Source organism: Bacillus sp. JJ675 (assembly GCF_036963165.1).
Taxonomy (GTDB): Bacteria; Bacillota; Bacilli; order Bacillales; family Bacillaceae; genus Bacillus; species Bacillus glycinifermentans.
In genome coordinates, this window is sequence record NZ_JBALMR010000084.1 from 1 (window position 1) to 20,511 (window position 20,511).

General features: G+C 47.8%; 19 protein-coding genes. 15 read left to right on the forward strand and 4 right to left on the reverse strand.

Annotation, left to right across the window (positions count from 1 at the left end; genetic code table 11):
* Positions 1-58: 58 nt before the first annotated feature.
* A complete protein-coding gene (locus V7126_RS20115) occupies positions 59-535 on the reverse strand; it encodes a peptidyl-prolyl cis-trans isomerase (RefSeq protein WP_175076866.1) in 477 nt (158 codons plus the stop codon).
* Between the two features lie 121 nt (positions 536-656).
* Between V7126_RS20115 and glsA the strand changes: the two genes are divergently transcribed.
* From glsA to pyc, 4 genes are all read left to right on the forward strand, one after another.
* Positions 657-1,586, forward strand: a complete 930-nt coding sequence (glsA, locus tag V7126_RS20120; protein ID WP_175076865.1) for a glutaminase A — start codon at positions 657-659, stop codon at positions 1,584-1,586.
* A gap of 117 nt (positions 1,587-1,703) precedes the next feature.
* Entirely contained in the window at positions 1,704-1,985 is a 282-nt protein-coding gene (locus V7126_RS20125; protein ID WP_046130768.1) for a YlaN family protein, read from the forward strand.
* Positions 1,986-2,237: 252 nt separating this feature from the next.
* Positions 2,238-3,449, forward strand: a complete 1,212-nt coding sequence (ftsW, locus tag V7126_RS20130; protein WP_046130767.1) for a putative lipid II flippase FtsW — start codon at positions 2,238-2,240, stop codon at positions 3,447-3,449.
* 77 nt (positions 3,450-3,526) lie between these two features.
* Entirely contained in the window at positions 3,527-6,970 is a 3,444-nt protein-coding gene (gene pyc / locus V7126_RS20135; protein ID WP_175076864.1) for a pyruvate carboxylase, read from the forward strand.
* A gap of 91 nt (positions 6,971-7,061) precedes the next feature.
* Here pyc and V7126_RS20140 read toward each other — a convergent pair whose 3' ends face one another.
* On the reverse strand, positions 7,062-7,976 hold the full coding sequence (locus V7126_RS20140) for a COX15/CtaA family protein (protein ID WP_046130765.1): 915 nt from the start codon (positions 7,974-7,976) through the stop codon (positions 7,062-7,064).
* A 403-nt stretch (positions 7,977-8,379) separates the two neighbouring features.
* Here V7126_RS20140 and cyoE point away from each other — a divergent pair, with 403 nt between their 5' ends.
* The 6 genes from cyoE (at position 8,380) to ctaG (ending at position 14,410) form a co-directional block, all read left to right on the forward strand.
* Positions 8,380-9,306: a heme o synthase gene (gene cyoE / locus V7126_RS20145; protein ID WP_048353091.1), complete on the forward strand. Its 927-nt coding sequence runs from the start codon at positions 8,380-8,382 to the stop codon at positions 9,304-9,306.
* Positions 9,307-9,578: 272 nt separating this feature from the next.
* Complete coding sequence (gene coxB, locus V7126_RS20150; protein ID WP_046130763.1) at positions 9,579-10,646, forward strand: cytochrome c oxidase subunit II; 1,068 nt, start codon at positions 9,579-9,581, stop codon at positions 10,644-10,646.
* Positions 10,647-10,677: 31 nt separating this feature from the next.
* Positions 10,678-12,546, forward strand: a complete 1,869-nt coding sequence (gene ctaD / locus V7126_RS20155) for a cytochrome c oxidase subunit I (RefSeq protein ID WP_373688012.1) — start codon at positions 10,678-10,680, stop codon at positions 12,544-12,546.
* Positions 12,546-13,169: a cytochrome c oxidase subunit III gene (ctaE, locus tag V7126_RS20160; protein WP_175076862.1), complete on the forward strand. Its 624-nt coding sequence runs from the start codon at positions 12,546-12,548 to the stop codon at positions 13,167-13,169. Before ctaD ends, ctaE begins: the two co-directional genes overlap by 1 nt.
* A gap of 1 nt (position 13,170) precedes the next feature.
* Complete coding sequence (ctaF, locus tag V7126_RS20165; protein ID WP_335498569.1) at positions 13,171-13,500, forward strand: cytochrome c oxidase subunit IVB; 330 nt, start codon at positions 13,171-13,173, stop codon at positions 13,498-13,500.
* Between the two features lie 19 nt (positions 13,501-13,519).
* On the forward strand, positions 13,520-14,410 hold the full coding sequence (ctaG, locus tag V7126_RS20170; RefSeq protein WP_175076861.1) for a cytochrome c oxidase assembly factor CtaG: 891 nt from the start codon (positions 13,520-13,522) through the stop codon (positions 14,408-14,410).
* A 47-nt stretch (positions 14,411-14,457) separates the two neighbouring features.
* On the opposite strand, the gene V7126_RS20175 is transcribed toward ctaG, so the two are convergent.
* Positions 14,458-14,817, reverse strand: coding sequence for a YugN family protein (locus tag V7126_RS20175; RefSeq protein ID WP_046130758.1), 360 nt, complete (start codon positions 14,815-14,817; stop codon positions 14,458-14,460).
* A gap of 162 nt (positions 14,818-14,979) precedes the next feature.
* Between V7126_RS20175 and V7126_RS20180 the strand changes: the two genes are divergently transcribed.
* Together V7126_RS20180 and V7126_RS20185 are read left to right on the forward strand one after the other, a co-directional pair.
* Positions 14,980-15,426, forward strand: a complete 447-nt coding sequence (locus V7126_RS20180; protein WP_099047036.1) for a CBS domain-containing protein — start codon at positions 14,980-14,982, stop codon at positions 15,424-15,426.
* Positions 15,427-15,577: 151 nt separating this feature from the next.
* Entirely contained in the window at positions 15,578-16,621 is a 1,044-nt protein-coding gene (locus tag V7126_RS20185; protein WP_175076860.1) for a CAP domain-containing protein, read from the forward strand.
* 30 nt (positions 16,622-16,651) lie between these two features.
* Here the strand turns inward: V7126_RS20185 and V7126_RS20190 are convergent, their stop codons facing one another.
* On the reverse strand, positions 16,652-17,530 hold the full coding sequence (locus tag V7126_RS20190) for a LysR family transcriptional regulator (protein WP_175076859.1): 879 nt from the start codon (positions 17,528-17,530) through the stop codon (positions 16,652-16,654).
* A 181-nt stretch (positions 17,531-17,711) separates the two neighbouring features.
* Between V7126_RS20190 and V7126_RS20195 the strand changes: the two genes are divergently transcribed.
* From V7126_RS20195 to V7126_RS20205, 3 genes are read left to right on the forward strand one after another with little or no spacing between them, the layout of a single operon-like run.
* Entirely contained in the window at positions 17,712-19,163 is a 1,452-nt protein-coding gene (locus tag V7126_RS20195; protein ID WP_175076858.1) for a sodium:solute symporter, read from the forward strand.
* The gene (locus V7126_RS20200) at positions 19,145-19,909 is read left to right on the forward strand and encodes a Zn-dependent hydrolase (protein WP_175076857.1); all 765 of its coding nucleotides are present in this window, start codon (positions 19,145-19,147) and stop codon (positions 19,907-19,909) included. Before V7126_RS20195 ends, V7126_RS20200 begins: the two co-directional genes overlap by 19 nt.
* Positions 19,910-19,917: 8 nt before the next feature.
* Complete coding sequence (locus V7126_RS20205; RefSeq protein WP_175076856.1) at positions 19,918-20,388, forward strand: M20/M25/M40 family metallo-hydrolase; 471 nt, start codon at positions 19,918-19,920, stop codon at positions 20,386-20,388.
* The last annotated feature ends 123 nt before the right edge of the window (positions 20,389-20,511 follow it).

Here is a 20,511-nt window from a genome sequence, read left to right on the forward strand (position 1 = left end):
CTTTAGGGGAGCATATCAGGAATCCAGGTTTTTTCTTAGAATGCGCTTGATCATAGGCTTATTGGACATGAATTTCTTTTACGTTTTTGATCGGGTTTGTCCGGTTTGAGCCGTCTGCGAAATAAACATGGACGGGCCCGTCTTCTGTCAGCGGCTTTCCGTTTTTGCTGAAGCAGAGAAGGATGGCGCCTGCTTCCCCGATCGGAACTGAGAAATCTCCTTCTTCTGTTTTGAAGATGCAAAAAGCGGCAGTCTCGGACACTTCCGCGTTGTGTAAAAACGGTTCGAGCTTGATCGCGAATGTTCCGTCAAGCAACTTTTCCCGTTCGTATTTCTTCTCTGATTTTAGAGTCGGCGGCGATACGGCGCCTTCCCTGATGATGCGCTCACGATCGATGTCAAGGTACTCCTGTTCCTGTTCCGCCTCATTTGAAAAAAAACGGTCCAGTTCGAATTTTCGGTCGTCAAATATCCAGACGCTCGGATCTAGCGTAATCGAGTATTTCACATTTCCTGTTATCGTTATGATCTCCATTGTTTCTCACCACTCCCTCACAGAGATTATAAGCGCTTTCTTTTGGATTGTCACTTCTCATAACGCGGGCTTCCTCAGGGAAAGATAAAAGAAACTCATGCTTTGGATGGAGGGAAGAGACGTGAATTGCCGGCATAATGACGAGCTCGAACATTTTGTCACAGAAGCGAAAAAAGTAACCGCAAAAGGAAAAGTAGCCTCATACATACCGGCTTTGGCGGAGCAGTCGGGGGATGATTTGTCGGTCGCGGTCTACTATACGGATGGGACGTGCCTTTCGGCGGGGGATGTGAAAGAAGTCTTTACGCTTCAAAGCATCTCAAAGGTGCTGGCGCTGGCGCTCGTTTTGATGGAACACGGACCTGAAAAAGTGTTTCATTTTGTAGGGAAAGAACCGACGGGCGATCCGTTTAATTCGATCATCAAGCTTGAAACCGTTAATCCGGGCAAGCCGCTCAACCCGATGATCAATGCCGGCGCTCTGGTCGTAACCAGCATGATGAAAGGGGCGACATCATCTGATAGAATCGGCAGGCTTTTGGAGTTTGTCAGGGCGCTTGCAAACAATCGGAGCATCTCTTTTTGCAAAAAGGTCGCGGATTCGGAATTTCAAACGTCGATGGTCAACAGGGCGATGTGCTATTACATGAAAGAGCACGGGATTTTTCAGGCGGAAGTAGAGGACGTTATGGATCTGTATACGAAACAATGCGCCATTCAGATGAACAGCCTTGACTTGGCGAAGATCGGCTGTGTGTTTGCCTTAAACGGCAAACACCCCGAAACTGGGGAACAGCTTATTCCGAAAGATATAGCGAGAATTTGCAAAACGTTTATGGTGACCTGCGGCATGTACAATGCAAGCGGCGAATTTGCGATTAAAATCGGAATACCGGCAAAAAGCGGCGTCTCCGGCGGAATCATGGGGCTTGTTCCGTACAGCTTCGGAATCGGCATTTTCGGCCCTTCTCTGGATGAAAAAGGAAACAGCATCGCCGGAATCCGCCTGCTTGAGCTTTTGTCCGAAAATTACAGCTTAAGCATTTTTTAAGAATCCGAATGATCCTGAGATGCGCCGAAGGGGGCAGAAATAGCTTGCAATTTTATAGGTTAGGCTTTATTATAAATAGAAGAATTAGGTACTCGCCTGGGGAACGGAGGGATACTTTTGGCGTCTGAGATTGTAGTCGATCATCGTGAAAAAGCACTTGCTCTTTTAAAACGTGATGCTGATAAAATTTTGAAGCTGATTCAAGTGCAAATGGACAACTTAACGATGCCTCAATGTCCTCTTTATGAAGAGGTTTTAGATACACAAATGTTCGGACTCTCAAGGGAAATTGACTTTGCTGTCCGCCTTGGATTGGTAGAGGAACAAGAAGGAAAAGAATTGCTTTACAGGCTTGAGCGAGAATTGTCTGCATTGCATGAAGCCTTTACAAAAAAATAAACGGATAGCTAAAGGGGATGCTTCTTTAGTCTGAGTCAGCTTGTCGACGACGTGTCTGTAAGTACAGATGGCCGGCAGGCTTTTTTTATTATTTTTGAGAAATAAACGAAGACGCCCGTACTGCCGATAAAAAACAGACCGGGATATCGAAGGTTTATAAAAGGGTATCTTTCGTTCTTTTAAAGAAAGTGTAGTAAAATAACGAAAGATCATATCAAATATTTTAAGGGCAAAAGTAAGGAAGAGGATAATATGATAAAAAGAATGCTCAAATCGTATGATTATTCACTAATCTTCGCTGTATTTCTCCTGTGCGGGTTCGGACTCGTGATGGTGTACAGCTCAAGCATGATCACGGCGGTGACAAGGTACAATAAAGACAGCTCCTATTTTTTTGACAAGCAGCTCACGTTCCTGGTGTTCGGGACGATTGTCTTTTTATTCACGGCACTTTTTCCGTACAAGGCATTCGCCAATCAAAAATTCCAAAAAATATTGCTGCTTGCTTCCGTCATCGCCTTGGTCGCCCTGTTTGCAGTCGGTCATGTAGCGGGAAACGCCCAAAGCTGGTACAAATTGGGGGGCTTAAGCATTCAGCCGGGAGAGTTCGTCAAGCTGACGATCATCTTGTATCTTTCTTCCGTGTATGCCAAAAAACAAAGCTACATCGACAATTTGGGAGCGGGGATCGCCCCTCCGGCGCTGATTACGCTCGTCATCTGCGCATTGGTAGCCGCTCAGCCCGATGTCGGGACGGCGACGATCATCGGTTTGATTGCGTTGTGCATTATTCTGTGCTCCGGATTCAGCGGGAAGACGCTGCTGAAGCTCCTGATGCTGGCGGGCATTGTTCTTTTGCTTGTCAGTCCCTTGATTTTGTTGAATTTGGACAACATCTTAACTCCGGGGAGGCTGAGCCGGTTTGAAAGCTACCAAAACCCGTTTGAGGATGCTCAAAACTCTGGATTTCAGGTCGTCAATTCGTATCTTGCGCTCGGTTCCGGGGGGCTTTTTGGCCTCGGGCTCGGAGAAAGCATCCAGAAGTACGGCTATCTGCCCGAATCGCACACCGATTTCATCATGGCGATCATCGCCGAAGAGCTCGGCATATTCGGCGTTTTATTTGTCGTGCTGCTGCTCGGCTTCATCGTTTTAAAGGGTTTTTATATTGCGAGAAAATGCGATGACCCGTTTGGGAGCCTTTTAGCGATCGGGATATCAAGCATGATTGCGATCCAGTCTTTCATCAACCTGGGAGGCATCTCTGGCCTGATTCCTTTGACAGGCGTCACGCTTCCGTTCGTCAGCTATGGAGGCTCATCGCTCATATTGCTTATGGCATGCGCCGGGATGCTGGTGAATATCAGCATGTTCAATGAATATTTTGACAGATACAAGCGGAAAGAGCCTGTCAATACTACAAAGCTTAAAGAAAATCAATATAAAAAAAGTATAAATTTTTAAAAAAGTAATCGTGTACAAGCCTCATTTGATTCATTTAGAATAGATACATATGAAAACAGCGGATGAGGAGGAGCGACATGTCACAACAGCCTATACAAAAAATACTTGTTGCAAACAGGGGGGAAATCGCGATTCGGGTGTTTCGCGCCTGTACAGAACTGAATATTCGTACGGTGGCGATTTACTCAAAAGAAGACAGCGGATCCTATCACAGATACAAGGCTGATGAAGCGTATTTGGTCGGCGAAGGAAAAAAGCCGATCGATGCTTATCTGGATATTGAAGGCATCATCGAAATCGCGAAGCGAAACCACGTAGATGCGATTCATCCGGGTTACGGGTTTTTATCGGAGAATATCCAGTTTGCCAAGCGCTGTGAAGAGGAAGGCATCATTTTTATCGGTCCGACCTCAAAGCACCTCGATATGTTCGGGGATAAAGTCAAAGCCCGTGAACAAGCGGAAAAGGCGGGCATTCCGGTTATTCCGGGAAGCGACGGCCCTGTCGCAAGCGTCGAAGACGTCAAGCGTTTTGCTGAACAATACGGATATCCGTTTATCATCAAGGCATCCCTTGGCGGAGGAGGCCGCGGCATGCGGATCGTCAGAGACGAATCCGAATTGGAGGAGTCATATAACCGGGCGAAGTCAGAAGCGAAAGCCGCTTTTGGGAATGATGAAGTATACGTTGAAAAGCTGATCGAAAAGCCGAAGCATATTGAGGTTCAGGTGATCGGGGACAAAGAAGGAAATGTGGTGCACCTCTATGACCGCGACTGCTCCATACAGAGGCGCCATCAAAAGGTCATCGAAATCGCACCGAGCGTTTCACTTTCCGATTCTCTGAGGGGAAAAATCTGTGAAGCCGCCGTTGCGCTCGCGAAAAACGTTGATTACGTCAATGCGGGAACGGTCGAATTTTTAGTCGCAAACGACGAATTTTTCTTTATTGAAGTCAATCCGCGCGTTCAAGTCGAACACACCATCACGGAGATGGTGACGGGCATTGATATCGTTCAGACGCAGATTTTGATCGCCGGCGGGCTGAGCCTGAAGAGCAAAGAGGTGAACATCCCGGATCAGGATGCGATCACTTTGCACGGCTATGCGATTCAGTCGAGGGTGACAACAGAGGACCCGTCAAACAACTTTATGCCTGATACCGGAAAGATTATGGCATACCGGTCAGGCGGCGGATTCGGCGTTCGCCTTGATACGGGGAACAGCTTCCAGGGAGCGGTGATTACGCCTTACTACGATTCCCTGCTCGTCAAGCTGTCGACCTGGGCGCTGACGTTTGAGCAGGCTGCCGCGAAAATGGTCCGAAACCTTCAGGAATTCCGTATTAGAGGAATTAAAACGAACATTCCTTTTCTTGAAAATGTGGCAAAACACGAAAAATTCCTGACGGGGCAGTACGATACATCATTTATCGATACGACGCCTGAGCTCTTTGTATTTCCTAAACAAAAAGACCGCGGCACAAAGATGCTGACCTATATCGGAAACGTAACGGTTAACGGGTTCCCGGGCATCGACAAAAAGGGGAAACCTGAGTTTGACAAGCCGCGAATTGTCAAAACAGACGTTGATCAGCCGATTGCGAACGGCACGAAACAGATCCTTGACGAGCAGGGAGCCGACGGGCTGGTGAAGTGGGTGAAAGAGCAGGAATCGGTGCTTTTGACCGATACAACGTTCCGCGATGCCCATCAGTCACTGCTCGCGACAAGGGTCAGAACCCACGACCTGAAGAAGATCGCTAACCCGACGGCTGCGCTCTGGCCGGAGCTGTTCAGCCTTGAAATGTGGGGCGGGGCAACATTTGACGTGGCATACCGCTTCCTGAAAGAAGATCCGTGGAAACGGCTCGAAGAACTGCGGGAAGAAATTCCGAACACAATGTTCCAAATGCTGTTAAGGTCGTCAAACGCGGTCGGTTATAAGAACTATCCGGACAATCTGATCCGAAAGTTTGTCAGTGAATCGGCAGCTGCCGGGATCGATGTGTTCCGTATTTTTGACAGCCTGAACTGGGTAAAAGGCATGACGCTTGCGATCGATGCCGTCCGCGAATCCGGAAAACTCGCCGAGGCGGCGATCTGCTATACAGGGGACATTCTTGATCCGGCAAGAACGAAGTACAACCTCGAGTATTACACATCGATGGCTAAGGAGCTTGAAGCCTCCGGCGCCCATATTCTCGGCATTAAAGATATGGCCGGTTTGTTAAAGCCGCAGGCAGCCTATGAATTGGTGTCTGCACTGAAAGAGACCGTGGATATTCCAATTCATTTGCATACGCATGATACGAGCGGAAACGGCATTTACATGTATGCAAAGGCGATCGAAGCCGGCGTCGACATCGTAGACGTGGCCGTAAGCTCCATGTCGGGATTGACGTCACAGCCGAGCGCAAGCTCTCTATATCACGCGCTTGAAGGCCATAAACGCCGTCCTCAGCTAAATGTCGATGCGGTTGAATCGTTGTCCCAATATTGGGAAACCGTCAGAAAATATTACAGTGAGTTTGAGAGCGGAATGAATGCGCCTCATACCGAAATCTATCACCACGAAATGCCTGGCGGACAATACAGCAATCTTCAGCAGCAGGCCAAAGGCGTCGGCCTCGGCGACCGCTGGAACGAAGTAAAAGCGATGTACAGGCGGGTCAACGATCTGTTCGGGGATATCGTAAAGGTTACACCGTCTTCCAAAGTAGTTGGAGATATGGCGCTTTATATGGTGCAGAATAAACTGACTGAAGAAGATATTTACGAAAGGGGAGAATCCCTTGACTTCCCTGATTCGGTCGTTGAAATGTTTAAAGGGTACCTCGGCCAGCCACACGGCGGGTTCCCGGAAAAACTGCAAAAGCTCATTTTAAAAGGACAGGAGCCGATTACCGTCCGTCCCGGAGAATTGCTTGAACCAGTCTCCTTTGACGGGATAAAAGCGGAATTTTTGGAAAAACACGGTGTTGAGCTTTCTGATCAGGATGCCGTTGCTTACGCGCTCTATCCGAAAGTGTTTACAGAATATGTTCAAACCGCTGAGCTATACGGAAATATTTCCGTTTTGGACACGCCGACTTTCTTCTACGGCATGACGCTCGGCGAAGAGATTGAAGTCGAGATCGAAAGAGGAAAAACGCTGATCGTGAAGCTGGTCTCCATTGGGGAGCCGCGCTCTGATGCGACGCGGGTCGTCTACTTTGAGCTGAACGGACAGCCTCGTGAAGTGGTTATCAAAGATGAGAGCATCAAATCCTCCGTTCACCAGAAAGTAAAGGCGGATCGTTCTAATCCGAATCATATCGCGGCATCGATGCCGGGAACGGTGATCAAGCTCTTGGTCAGCAAGGGAGATCAAGTCAATAAAGGCGACCATTTGATGATCAATGAAGCGATGAAAATGGAAACGACCGTCCAGGCTCCGTTTTCGGGCACAATCGAAAACATTCATGTCGCAAACGGTGAAGCGATTCAAACCGGAGACCTTCTCATCGAAATGAAGAAATAAACAATGCAGGCTGCCGATAAAAATCGGCAGCCTGTTTTGCGCGGTTTAAAAGCCCCTGCTTCATAATGCAGGGGCTTTTGCCGTCTGTTTTTTAATGTTTTGTTTTGGATTGATGCCGGTAACGGGATGCGAGCAGCAAGAAGTAGCAGAAAACCCCGAACAAGCATGAGATAAAGAATGCGTGGGCGAGAGCAAGGCTCAGCTGCAGACGGGTCAGAACGACCAAAATTCCTGACACGGCCTGAAGGATGATCAATATAACCGAAATCATCCAGCCCCAATAAATCCGCTTCTGGTTTTTATAGTGTCTTGCCGCGTGAACAGCCGCTATGATGATCCAGGCGAACAGAAGAAAGGCTGCCGCCCTGTGGCCCATCTGCACCCATTCGTGGAACTGGGACGGCGCCCAGCCTTTCACCCTGCTGCACATCGGAAAGTCCAGGCAGGCGAGGCTTGACTCTGTATGCCGGACATAGGCTCCTGTATAAACAACGATATACGTGTATACGATGATTCCGGTCATATGAAACCGCATCGTTTTTCCTATATGAAAAGACTCAGACTTTTCATTGCTGTCCGCTTCGAATATGAGAAGCGTCAGCAGAAGGACCGAAGCGAATGAAATGAGTGAAATCCCAAAATGCAGAGCCATAATTAAAGCCGATGAGCCGAAGACGACAGCTGCGGCCCCGAGAAGCGCCTGGAGAATAAGAAAGACGACCGACATCACCGCAAGGAATTTCGTTTCCCTGATATGACCGATTTTTTTCCAGCTCCATATCGCAAGCGCCAGCACGAGAATGCCGGAGGTTCCGCTAACAAATCTGTGGCTCCATTCGATAATCGATTCCAACGTCAGCTCAGGGAATATGCTTCCGTGACAGAGCGGCCACGATCTGCCGCAGCCCATTCCGGAACCAGTCTTCGTGACCAGAGCCCCGCCGATCAGCACGAAGAGCATGGCGATAGTCGTAATAATTCCCAGCCATTTTAATGCTTTATTCATAAATTCAATTCCCCTTTTAATCCAAACTGCCTGATAAAAAAATTTTTATCCACTCTCAAGTTTAAGCGAATTTATGTTCTGCTGCAATTCATAATGATTATTGTTCACAAAAATGCAATACAAACCGTTCACATTTTTCTTGAATTTGAAGACTTGATTATTCCGGTCCGGTTTGATAGAACTATATTTGAATAGAGGAGATTTTTTCGCTCTCGTTCACAATTTTTCCTTCATCTGTAATGAAAGTCATAAAAAGTTCACAAATATAAACCGGTTTGTCGATTAATATCTAATAGGATGTTTTTTTCCATCCGGTAATCTTGTATGATAGAGTTGTAGGTTTTTTATGAATATACGGCTTCTCTTGACGTGATGAAGGTTTGAGTAAGGGGGGTTAACGTTATTGGCTAATTCAAGAATTACGGCTGATACAGCAATGAATGGACAAATAGAAGAAACAACGGCATGGAAGGATTTCCTCGCCCTGATCAAAGTCGGGATTGTATACTCAAACCTGATAACAACATTTACAGGCATGTGGCTTGCCTTTTATTTATCAAATCAGAGCTTTCTTGGAAATCTGGATATCGTGCTGTTCACATTGGCAGGGTCGTCGCTCATCATAGCGGGGGCTTGCGTCATCAACAACTACTATGACCGCGACATCGACCGGCTCATGCAGCGGACGAAAACCAGGCCGACTGTAACCGGCAAAATCCAGCCCTCCCAGGCTTTGTGGTTTGGCATTTTGCTGATTGCGTTCGGTTTTATCATGCTTCTGATGACAACCGTTATGGCCGCTGTCGTCGGATTCGTCGGCGTCTTTACGTACGTTTTTCTTTACACGATGTGGTCAAAGCGCCGCTATACAATCAATACGATTATCGGCAGTATTTCCGGGGCCGTTCCTCCGCTGATCGGCTGGACCGCTGTCGAAGGATCGATCGGTGTTGTGGCGTGGGTTCTGTTTTTAATCATGTTTATATGGCAGATTCCTCACTTTCTGGCGCTTGCCATCAAGAAGACGGAGGAGTACAGAGCTGCGGACATTCCGATGCTGCCGGTCGTCCACGGATTTGAAGTAACGAAAAGGCAGATTATCATCTGGACCGCCTGCTTAATGCCGCTGCCGTTTTTCCTCGGCGGGCTCGGCATGCCGATCGTCGTCCTCGGGACGGTATTGAACATCGGCTGGCTCGTCTGCGGCCTTTTAGGCTTCAGAAGCAAAGATATCATGAAGTGGGCAACGCTTATGTTTGTATATTCATTAAATTACTTGACCATTTTCTTTGTGGCAATGGTCGTTCTTACGCTATTTAAGATTGGATAAAAACTCTATATTCATCACATTGGCTGTCACCTAAACACGGAAACAGACAACAATCTTGTAAAAGCCGCCTTAGACGATTACTCGGTCATCTGATATGGGCGGCTTTACGTTCATACATAGATGGTATTTTGAGTAAAAATGATCATTATTTAAGAAAAGAGGAAATGTAAGTGCTTTATTGGGTATGGGAGTCAGATGGGTGAATGGGTGTTCTAATAAAGATGGAGTAGTGAAAGTTTCAAAAGGATTCATTGAAAAGGGGTTGGGGTGAAATGTTAAAGAAATGGCGTCTGATTTCGCTGTTCACTATTTTGACGCTCGTTTTAGCAGGATGCGGAGAGCCGTTTTTATCAACGCTGAAACCCGCGGGAGAAGTGGCTGACCAGCAGTATTTCCTGATGATTCTCAGCACGCTGATCATGGTGGTCGTCGTCATCGTAGTGAGCTTCATTTTCATCTTTGTCATCGTGAAATACAGAAGGTCCCGTCTCGGTGAAGACCACATGCCGAAACAGATTGAGGGAAATCGCAATTTAGAAATTTTATGGACTGTTATTCCGATTATTCTATTGCTTGTACTGGTCGTTCCCGTGGTCGCGCAAACCTTCAGCCAGGCGGATACGAAACCGATGGATAAGAAGAACAGAGACCCTGAAAAAACGCTTGTGGTCAATGTCAGGGCAAATCTTTACTGGTGGGAATTCGAGTATCCTGATTACGGCGTCGTGACGAGCCAGGAGCTGGTCGTGCCGACGGATGAACGCGTCTATTTTAAACTGAAGGCTTCAGACGTGAAACATTCCTTCTGGGTGCCTTCGGCCGGCGGTAAGATTGATACGAATACAGACAATGACAACAAATTCTTTCTGACATTCGATTCAAAGAAGGCTGAACAGGCGGGCGAATATTTTTACGGCAAATGCGCTGAGCTTTGCGGACCATCCCACGCCTTAATGGATTTTAAAGTTAAGGCGCTTCCGAAGGATGAGTTCAAACAGTGGATGAAGAACATGGAAAATGATAAATCGAAGCCGAAAACAGACCTCGCTGTAGAAGGGGAGAAGGTTTTCAAAGAAAAAAACTGCCTGAGCTGCCATGCAACCGATGCGAAGGATCAGAGGGCGGAAGCAGCCAGAACGGCGCCGAATCTCGCCACTTTTGGCGAAAGGTCGAAAATAGCGGGCGTCAAAGACTTCAATGACGAGAACCTGAGAGCGTGGCTCAAGGATCCTGAGAGCATTAAACCGGGGAATAAAATGACGGGAACATACCCGGCTTTAAACGATAAGGAGCTCGATGCACTGACCGAATACTTAAAGGGGCTAAAAACACAAGATTAACGCTTCAAAGGGAGAAGAGGGAGGTTACATTGTGAGTACGCTTAGAAAAAAGCAAGGTTTTGGGGCTGTGTTATGGGACTATTTAACGACTGTCGATCATAAAAAAATAGCCGTGCTTTATTTAGTGGCCGGGGGATTCTTCTTTGTGCTCGGCGGAATTGAAGCGATGATGATCAGAATTCAGCTGATGTTTCCGCAAAACGACTTCGTCAGCGCCGGCGTCTACAATGAAATTATGACGATGCACGGGACGACGATGATCTTCCTGGCGGCCATGCCGCTGTTGTTCGCCTTGATGAATGCGGTCGTCCCGCTTCAAATCGGGGCGAGGGATGTCGCGTTTCCGTTTTTGAATTCACTCGGATTTTGGCTGTTCCTGTTCGGCGGCATCTTTTTGAACTTAAGCTGGTTTTTGGGAGGGGCGCCTGACGCCGGCTGGACGTCGTATGCTTCATTGTCCCTTCATTCAGAAGGGCACGGAATCGATTTCTTTGTGCTCGGTCTGCAAATCTCCGGGATCGGGACGCTGATTGCGGGCATCAACTTCATCGCTACGATCATCACCATGAGGGCGCCGGGGATGACCTATATGAGACTCCCGCTTTTTACGTGGACGACGTTCGTCTCCTCCTCCCTCATATTGTTTGCGTTTCCTCCGTTAACGGTCGGAATTGCGCTCTTAATGTTTGACCGCCTGTTCGGCACGAGCTTTTTCAATCCTGAATTAGGCGGAAATACGGTGATCTGGGAGCATCTGTTCTGGATTTTCGGTCACCCTGAAGTGTATATTCTCGTCCTTCCGGCTTTCGGAATTTTTTCCGAAATCATTCCGGTTTTTTCGAGAAAAAGGCTTTTCGGTTATTCGTCAATGGTATTTGCGACAGTACTGATCGGATTTTTAGGCTTCATGGTGTGGGCTCACCATATGTTTACGACCGGGCTCGGCCCCGTTGCAAACGCCATTTTTGCGGTCGCGACGATGGCCATCGCGGTTCCGACGGGGATCAAAGTATTCAACTGGCTGCTGACGATCTGGGGCGGCAGCATCAAGTTTACGACGCCGATGCTTTATGCGGTATCATTTATTCCGTCTTTCGTCCTCGGAGGGGTGACCGGGGTTATGCTTGCCGCCGCGCCTGCCGACTACCAGTTCCATGACACGTACTTTGTCGTCGCCCATTTCCATTACGTCATCATAGGCGGAGTGGTGTTCGCTATCTTAGCCGGAGCTCATTACTGGTGGCCGAAAATGTTCGGGAAAATGCTTTATGAATCTTTAGGAAAGATTACGTTCATGCTCTTTTTCACCGGCTTCCATCTGACGTTTTTTATTCAGCACTGGCTCGGGCTGTGGGGAATGCCGAGACGCGTGTTCACATTTTTGCCGAATCAGGGGTTTGAAACGGCGAACATGGTCAGTACGATCGGAGCATTTTTGATGGCTGTTGCCGTTATCATTCTGGTGATTAATATCATCGCAACGACGGTGAAAGGGGAAAAAGCCGGCAGCGATCCATGGCTTGACGGGAGAACGCTGGAATGGGCCGTTTCGTCCCCGCCGCCTGAGTATAACTTTAAACAGCTGCCTTTGGTCAGGGGACTTGATGCATTATGGATCGAGAAAAGGGCGGGGAAACGGTCATTAACGGCTGCGGAGCCGCTGCAGGATGTCCACATGCCGAACGGTTCCATTCTTCCTTTCTTTATTTCCTTCGGCCTTTTTGTATCGGCGTTCGGCTTTATGTACCGTTCGGAGTTTGCCTGGGGCTTGCCTGTCATCCTGATCGGACTCGGGATCACATTCTTTTCGATGCTCCTTCGTTCGGTTATTGATGATCACGGCTACCACATTCATAAGGAAGATCTGATGGACGACGATGACAAAGGGGTGAAGGCATAATGCACACAGAAGAGAAACTAACGGCTGAAACCTTCCCGGCTAATCCTGAAAAGGCAACCTTAGAAGGAAAAAACAAGTTTATCGGATTTTGGCTGTTTCTTGGAGGGGAGACGGTTCTGTTTGCGTCTCTCTTCGCAACCTTTATCGCGCTGAGGGACTCCACAGCAGGAGGGCCGAAAACGAGCGAAATGTTTGATCTCGGCCTTGTGTTTCTAGCGACAATGCTTCTGTTGATGAGCAGCTTAACAAGCGTGTATGCGATGTATCACATGAAGAATTTTGCCTTTAAAAAAATGCAGATTTGGCTCGGGATCACCGTTTTGCTGGGCGCAGGCTTTCTTGCGCTTGAGATTTATGAGTTTACACATTACATTCATGAGTATAAATTCAGCATTACGAGCTCCGCTCTCGGCTCTGCTTTTTATACGCTTGTCGGCACGCACGGAGCCCACGTAACCTTCGGGCTTCTCTGGATTCTTGCGCTGATGATCCGGAATATGAAACGGGGATTGAACCTGTACAACGCTCCGAAGTTTTATGTAGCGAGCCTTTATTGGCACTTTATCGACGTTGTCTGGGTGTTTATCTTTACCGTTGTATATTTAATGGGGATGGTGGAATAACATGGTCAATAACGAAAACAGAGGGAACCCCAAAACAGATCTCGTATACCGCAGAAAGAAAAATGCGGAGGACATGAGATATCAGGTGATTTCATTCGGCTTCATGATCGGTTTGACCGTTGTCGCATTTTTAGCGGTGGCCGCTGATGCCGGGGTATGGTTTACGGTTCCGTTCATTCTTCTGCTTGCGGTCATTCAGGTTGCATTTCAGCTGTATTATTTTATGCACATGAGCCAGCGGGGGCATGAAGCGCCTTCCTTGTTTCTCTACGCAGGGATTTTGGTCGCTTTCGTCACCGTCTTAGCGTTTATGACCTTGATCTGGTGGTAAAGAAAGGAGGATGCTCACAATGGGCACCCTTGAGATATTCGGCTTTCGCGCCCTTTGGAGCCCCTATTTCCTAGGGGCCGTCCTTTTCCTGACCGCACTTTATTTTGTGCTGATCAGACGTTTTGGTTCTGACGACGAACGGGCTTCCCGGAAAGAAATCACCCTGTTTTTGTCAGGCATGGTTCTTTTATATGTTTCCAAGGGAAGTCCGCTCGACTTACTCGGCCATATTATGTTCAGCGCGCATATGGCACAGATGGCGATTTTATACTTGGTCGTGCCGCCGCTTCTCATCCTTGGAGTGCCGGCCTGGTTCTGGAAAAAAGCGATTTTTCGTCCGGTTGTAAAACCCTTGTTTCAATTTTGTTCCAAGCCATTAATCGCGATCATCGTTTTTAACGGTTTATTTTCGATGTACCATATTCCGCTCGTGTTTGATTTTATTAAAACAAACGCAGTTTATCACGCGGCTGTTACCGTTTTGATCTTTGTCGCCGCATTTTTCATGTGGTGGCCGCTTATTCACCGGGTGAAAGAACTGCCGCACATGAACGGACTCTTGAAAATGGGCTACATCATGGCTGACGGCATTTTGCTGACGCCTGCCTGCGCATTGATTATGTTTAGCGATACGGCCCTGTATTCGACGTATTCGGATCCTTCGGCATGGGCGGAAGCAATGAAGCTGTGTGTTCCGCTTGACATGCTGAGCGGCATGACGCTCACAGGACCGGAGATGTTCAGCAGCTTGCCGGTCATTGAAGACCAGCAGCTGGGAGCGATCATTATGAAGATCATCCAGGAAATTGTGTATGGAACATTTTTAGCGATCGTCTTTTTCAGCTGGGCTAAAAAGGAGAGGGCGAAAGATGAGCTGGAGGAGCCTTATTCTCCGTCGACGGTTCATTGAAACGAAAAAGGGTACAGCCGGGTTGGGCTGTACCTTTTTATGTAAGCTTAAACGTTGAGAGCGGATACTTTTTCTTTTATTTTTTTTAAAACGTTCTCGCTCGTTTGCAGCAATTGCTTTGGAAAATACTCTTCTTCACCATACTCGACACCGTGCGGGTAATAATATTTTCCTAAAAGCGGTGTCAGCAGTTTGATGACTGCCCGTCTTGCGCCGACATCGCCTTCGACTGCATATCCGAAAACGCGCAGGTAATATCTTCCCTCCACCATGTCAAACTTGCGGTCATAGGTAACTCGTTCATAATCCCATTGTCCAGCCCTGACGAATCCTTCTTCTTTCATGATATCGTCAAGCCGGTTGAGTTCAGCGGTAAGCCCTTCAATACCGGATTCTTCAAATTTCATCCCTTAAAGCCCCCTTTTTAAAAAAATTACCTTTACTGACAATCATAGTATGAAAGCGTTAAACTTTCAATCCTGCTGAAGTCTGTAATCTAAATATTTTTGTGAAAGTATGAATCATGTAAGGCTTGACGACAATAGGAACAAAAAGAGGAGGTCTTTGTTTTGGCAAGTGTTAAGGATATCATGACAAAGGATTTGTTATATTGTACGGTTCTCGATAATGTATACGAAGCAGCGGTGAAAATGAAGGAAGGCAACATTGGTGCGGTTCCCGTCGTTCGCGATGACAGCCTTGAGCTTGTCGGCATTGTGACTGACAGAGACTTGGTGCTGCGGGGCATAGCCGACAGAAAGCCGAATTCGCAAAAAGTAACAAATGTTATGACGACAGATCTTGTAACATTGCAAGAAGATGATTCCCTCGAAAAGGCAATCGAACTCATGGGAGATCATCAGATCAGGCGGATCCCGGTTACAAACGGGAAAACTTTAACGGGAATCATCACGCTGGGGGATGTCTCGACTTACGAAAAATCAAACCGTCAAGCAGGCGATGCCCTGACGTTTATTTCGGAAAATGAAGAGAGATCAGGCGATTTTCTTCATTAAAAAACATATTTGCGATCATTTGCAAATAGGCTGTATTGTGATTGAAAATTCGTCCGAGTTCTGTTTAAATGACACTAAAGATAAGTTTTTCGGCGGAATGCGATGTATGCCGTTTATGTGATATATTGATCCGTTGGCAGGAGGTGGAAATTTGAAGAATGTATTAAGGGCTTTCTTGATCCTTCTCATTGTTGCGGCATCGTATGCTCTTTTTATCCAATACGGTTCAAGTCCTGAAAAAATCGTCAAAGAAGACAAGCCGCAAGTATCAAACGATGATGCGAAGAAGGAAAGAGCGCTGAACATCCCTTCATCCGGCTTGCTTTCATTCGTCGGGGAATCAGCTGATACGGTGGAAAAGAAGCTGGGCAAACCGGACAGGATCGACCCGTCTGCTTACGATTACAAATGGTGGGTGTACAATAAGGGGCCGAAACAGTACGTTCAAATCGGCATTCTGGATAATAAGGCTGTCACGCTTTTTGCGACAGGCGACAAGATCAATACGGCACCGTTTAAAATCGGGCAGCAGGCAAGGGACGTGTTTAAGAAAACCCAAATTGCTCCGTACGTTAATGTCAAATACGACGGCAGCTCGTACCGGTTTGAATTTTCAGAGGAAGATATGAACACGAGGCCGACTGTAAAAGCAGGCGATCTTTATGTTCAGCTGTATATGGATAAATTCGAAGGAACGCTGTCAAGCGTCAGGGCGTTCGATGCCGAAACGCTGATCAAGCAGAGGCCGTATGAGGTCGTCTACAGGGGAACGCTGATCGAACCGAAGGCGCTGACTGAATCTGATTGGCAGCAAGTCGAGAAAGCAAATGAAAAACAGATCTTTGATTTGACAAACGTGATCCGTGCAAAGCACGGACTTTCCCGGCTCTCCTGGGATGAAGCCGTCGCAAAGGTCGCCTACGGCCACAGCCGCGATATGAAAGAACACAACTATTTCTCCCACGTTTCCAAAACGGACGGTACGTTAAAGGACCGTCTTGAAAAAGGACGCGTGAATTTTGAGCAGGCGGGGGAAAACATCGCCCTCAATTACGTTGACGGCCCGGCTGCGGTTGAAGGCTGGCTCAACAGCGAAGGACACAGAAAGGCTCTGTTAAACGCCGATTATACCCATCTGGGGGTAGGCGTGGATCAGAAGTATTATACGCAAAATTTCATTAAACAATGGAATTGAGAAAGAGCCCGGGGATGCCCCGGGCTTTTCTCATATGCGATTCCACAGCAGTTCGATCGTCCTGATAAACGTTTTTATTGTGACGGTATCTTTTTTATGCGCGGGCGCAATCAGCGAAGTTTTGACCTGGATCGTATCGTTTGCCCCCTGAATCGGAACAAGCATGCCTTTTTCAATTTCTTCGTCGACCAGGTTGCTGCTTAATAAGGCAACTCCCATTTCCTTTAAGACCGCCGCTTTAATCGCTTTCTCGCTTTCTACTTCAACGGTTTTTTCCGGTGAGTATCCGGACCGGGACAAAAATTCCTGCATCATCGTTTGATAGTATCCGTCTGTCCTGTACTTGAAAAAGGGAACGCGCTTCATCAATTCTTCAGGCGTATAGCGCTGATAGAGCGTTACCCCGCAAACGAGAACGAGTTCTTCTTCTTCAAGCAATATATTTGTAATGCTTTTTCTCGTGATTTCCCCGGCAATGATGCCGACGTCATATTGATTGTTTTCGATACCGGCTATGACTTCATTGTTTGAACGCGACAAAATGTGAATGTCGACTTCCGGGTGCTGTTTCAAATACTCGGAAACGATCGGAATCAAATAATTGGCGCAATATATTTCCGAAGCGGCAATGAGCAATTGGCCGTTCGGCTTTGCGAGCATTGAAAATGACTCTTCCATCTGCTCGATGATGAGAAACAGCCGGTCTGTATAACTTTTCAGCAGTTCACCGGCCGGGGTGAGATATGTCTGTTTTCCGATGCGGAAAAACAGCTGCTGTTTTAATTCGCGCTCAAGCGAATGAATCTGGGCGCTGACAGCAGGTTGACTGAAATTTAAGTGCTCTGCGGCTTTTGTAAAATGAAGAAGGTCGGCAGCCACTTGAAACGTTTTTAAATGTCTTAATTCCATTTGGGGCCTCCCGAATCGTGTATCATTTTCATATTTTTAAAGCGTATTTTCGAAAAAGCAACCGAAGCGTGAAGAAATATAACATAAAAAAATGTGATGAAACGATAAAGAACGTCGATTTTTCAGGCGCAGCCTTCTGTGATAAATTACAGACAAGTCAGAAAAATAAAAGGAGGGGCGCATGAAACAAATTGATCTGTCCGTTATGATCGTTTATTTCTTCGTGATTTTGCTTGTCGGGTTTTTAGGGTCAAAAAAAGTCAAAACCTCTGAATCCTATGCGGTTGCTGAACGAAATCTCGGTTTCTTCATGTACCTGTCGTGTATGGCGGCGGTCGTCCTTGGCGGCGCTTCTACAATAGGGACCGCAAAGCTTGGCTACATGCATGGCATATCAGGTGCATGGATGGTCATCATGCTCGGGGCGGGAATCATTTGCCTCAGCCTTTTTCTCGCCAAAAAGATTTACGGTTTGAACGTTTTGACGATCAGCGAGATGCTCAGCCGGCGATACAAAGGGGAGACAAGGATGATCAGTGCAGTTGTCGCCTGCACGTATACCTCTTTAATGGTCGTCACGCAGATCATCGGGATGGGGACGATTTTAAACGTTTTTCTCGGATGGGGTCTTTTTCCTTCCATATTAATAAGCGGCGGGATCGTCCTGTTTTATACGCTTCTCGGCGGGATGTGGGCGATTACTATGACGGATGTCGTTCAATTTGTGATCATGACGGTGGGCATTTTCTTCATTATGCTGCCGGCAAGCCTTCTCGAAGCGGGCGGGTGGACAGGCATTGCGGAACGGCTTCCTGAATCTTATTTTAATATAGGAGCGATCGGAAGCGGAACGATTTTTCAATACTTTTTGTTGTTTACCCTTGGGATGATCGTCGGACAGGAGCTTTGGCAGCGGACGTTTACGGCAAAATCGCTGAACGTCGCCAAAGCCGGCGGAATAGGCGCCGGAGTTTACAGCATGTTATACGCCGTATGCGTCAGTGTGATCGGGATGTGCGCCTATGCGGCGTTTCCCGGACTTGAAGACCCGCAGGATGCATTTGCTTACATGGCGCTTCACACCCTGCCTTCAGGCCTTTTAGGGATTGTGCTGGCAAGTGTGATGTCTGCGCTGATGTCGACGGCGTCGGGATCGCTTTTGGCATCCTCTACGCTTCTTGTCAATGACATAATCAAGCCGAAGCTTGTTCCTGAGATGACAGAAAAACAGTTTCTCTTTTTCTCGCGGGCTATGACGTTGATCATCGGGCTGTTTAGCATCTTTTGCGCGCTTTGGATCCAGGATGTCCTTACGGCTTTGGATATCGCTTATGCCATTTTGTCAGGCGCGATGTTTTTTCCGATCATCCTCGGATTCTTCTGGAAGAAAGCGACAGCTTATGCTGCTTTCTGGTCGATTCTGATCAGCTCCGGAGCCGTTATCGCCGGGCTTGTCTGGAAAGGCGCCTCTTCCAGCGAGCCGATTATATACGGACTTGCCGCCGGCTTAAGCACGATGGCGGTTGCCGCGTTTCTGCCTGCGTCAACATCGGACGGCAGGGAATCCTCGCCGGAAGCGGCCCGTCTGCAGGATGGAAATAAAGGAGGAGACGTATGGAAGCGATCGATATAAACCCTTTAAGATTAACAGAATCCTTGAGAGAAATGTCCATGATTGGAAAAAGCGAAAACGGCGGAATATCAAGGCTTGCTTTAACCGATGAAGACAGGAAGGCGCGTCTTCTGTTTAAAAGCTGGTGTGAAGAACTCGGAATGGACGTCAGAGTCGATGACCTCGGAAATATGTACGCCGCATATGAAGGCTTGAAGGATGAACCGCCTATTCTGATCGGTTCCCATTTGGATACGGTTGAAAACGGCGGTGCTTATGACGGGGCATATGGCTTGATTGCAGGGCTTGAAGCGGTGAGAGTATTGGTCGAAAGCGGCAAAAGGCTGACGCGTCCGGTCGAGCTGGTCAATTTTACGAATGAAGAGGGGGCGAGATTTGAACCATCGATGCTTGCATCGGGAGTTCTTGCCGGGCGATATGCGAAAGAAGAAGCATACGCTAAAACAGATCGAGCGGGGATTTCGTTTTTAAAGGCTTTGGAGGACACCGGCTTTAAAGGAGAGCAAGAGAACAGGATCCGGCACGCTTCATGCTATATCGAACTGCACGTTGAACAAGGTCCTGTTCTTGAGCGGTCCCGCCGGCAGATCGGGATCGTCGAGGGAGTTGCCGGACTGACGTGTGTTGAAATCGCGATTAAAGGAACGGCTAATCATGCCGGAACAACGCCGATGCTCATGAGATACGACGCTCTCGTCACAGCCTCAAACGTCATCAGCCGGATTCCGGCGCTGGCTCTTCCATAGATGACGGATTGACGGCGACTGTCGGCCGTTTTTCTGTAAAGCCAAACATCTATAATGTCATACCGGGCGAAGCCGTTTTCACAGTCGATGTCCGCCATATCAAAACAAAAATCCGGGAGGAAGCCGTCCTCCAGATCAGCCGGCTTGCAGAAGCTGCAGCCGGTGAAGCGAAAGCGGAGTGCGCCGTGAAGGTGCTGTGGAAAACGGAGACCGCATTGTTTTCAAAAGAGATGCTCGCCGCTGCAAGTGATGCGGTCTGCCGGCTGGGCTACTCATCCCGGCGGATGTTCAGCGGGGCCGGGCACGATGCGCAATATATCGCTTCTTTGTTTCCGTCGCTCATGCTGTTTATTCCGAGCGCCGGCGGGAAAAGCCACTGTCCTGAGGAATATTCCTCACCTGAAGATTGTGCAAGGGGGGCAGCCGCGCTGCTTCAAACCGTTTTGCTGTTGGACAATCAATATGTAAAGGAGATGTAACAATGCCTCTGCCGACACAGGAATTTTTAGGAGAAAGCATGATTCAACACAGCTTCCATGATGAAGAGACGCTAAAAAAAGTATGGGGCAGAAAATGGGGAGTAACGAACCACGTAGGCGCCA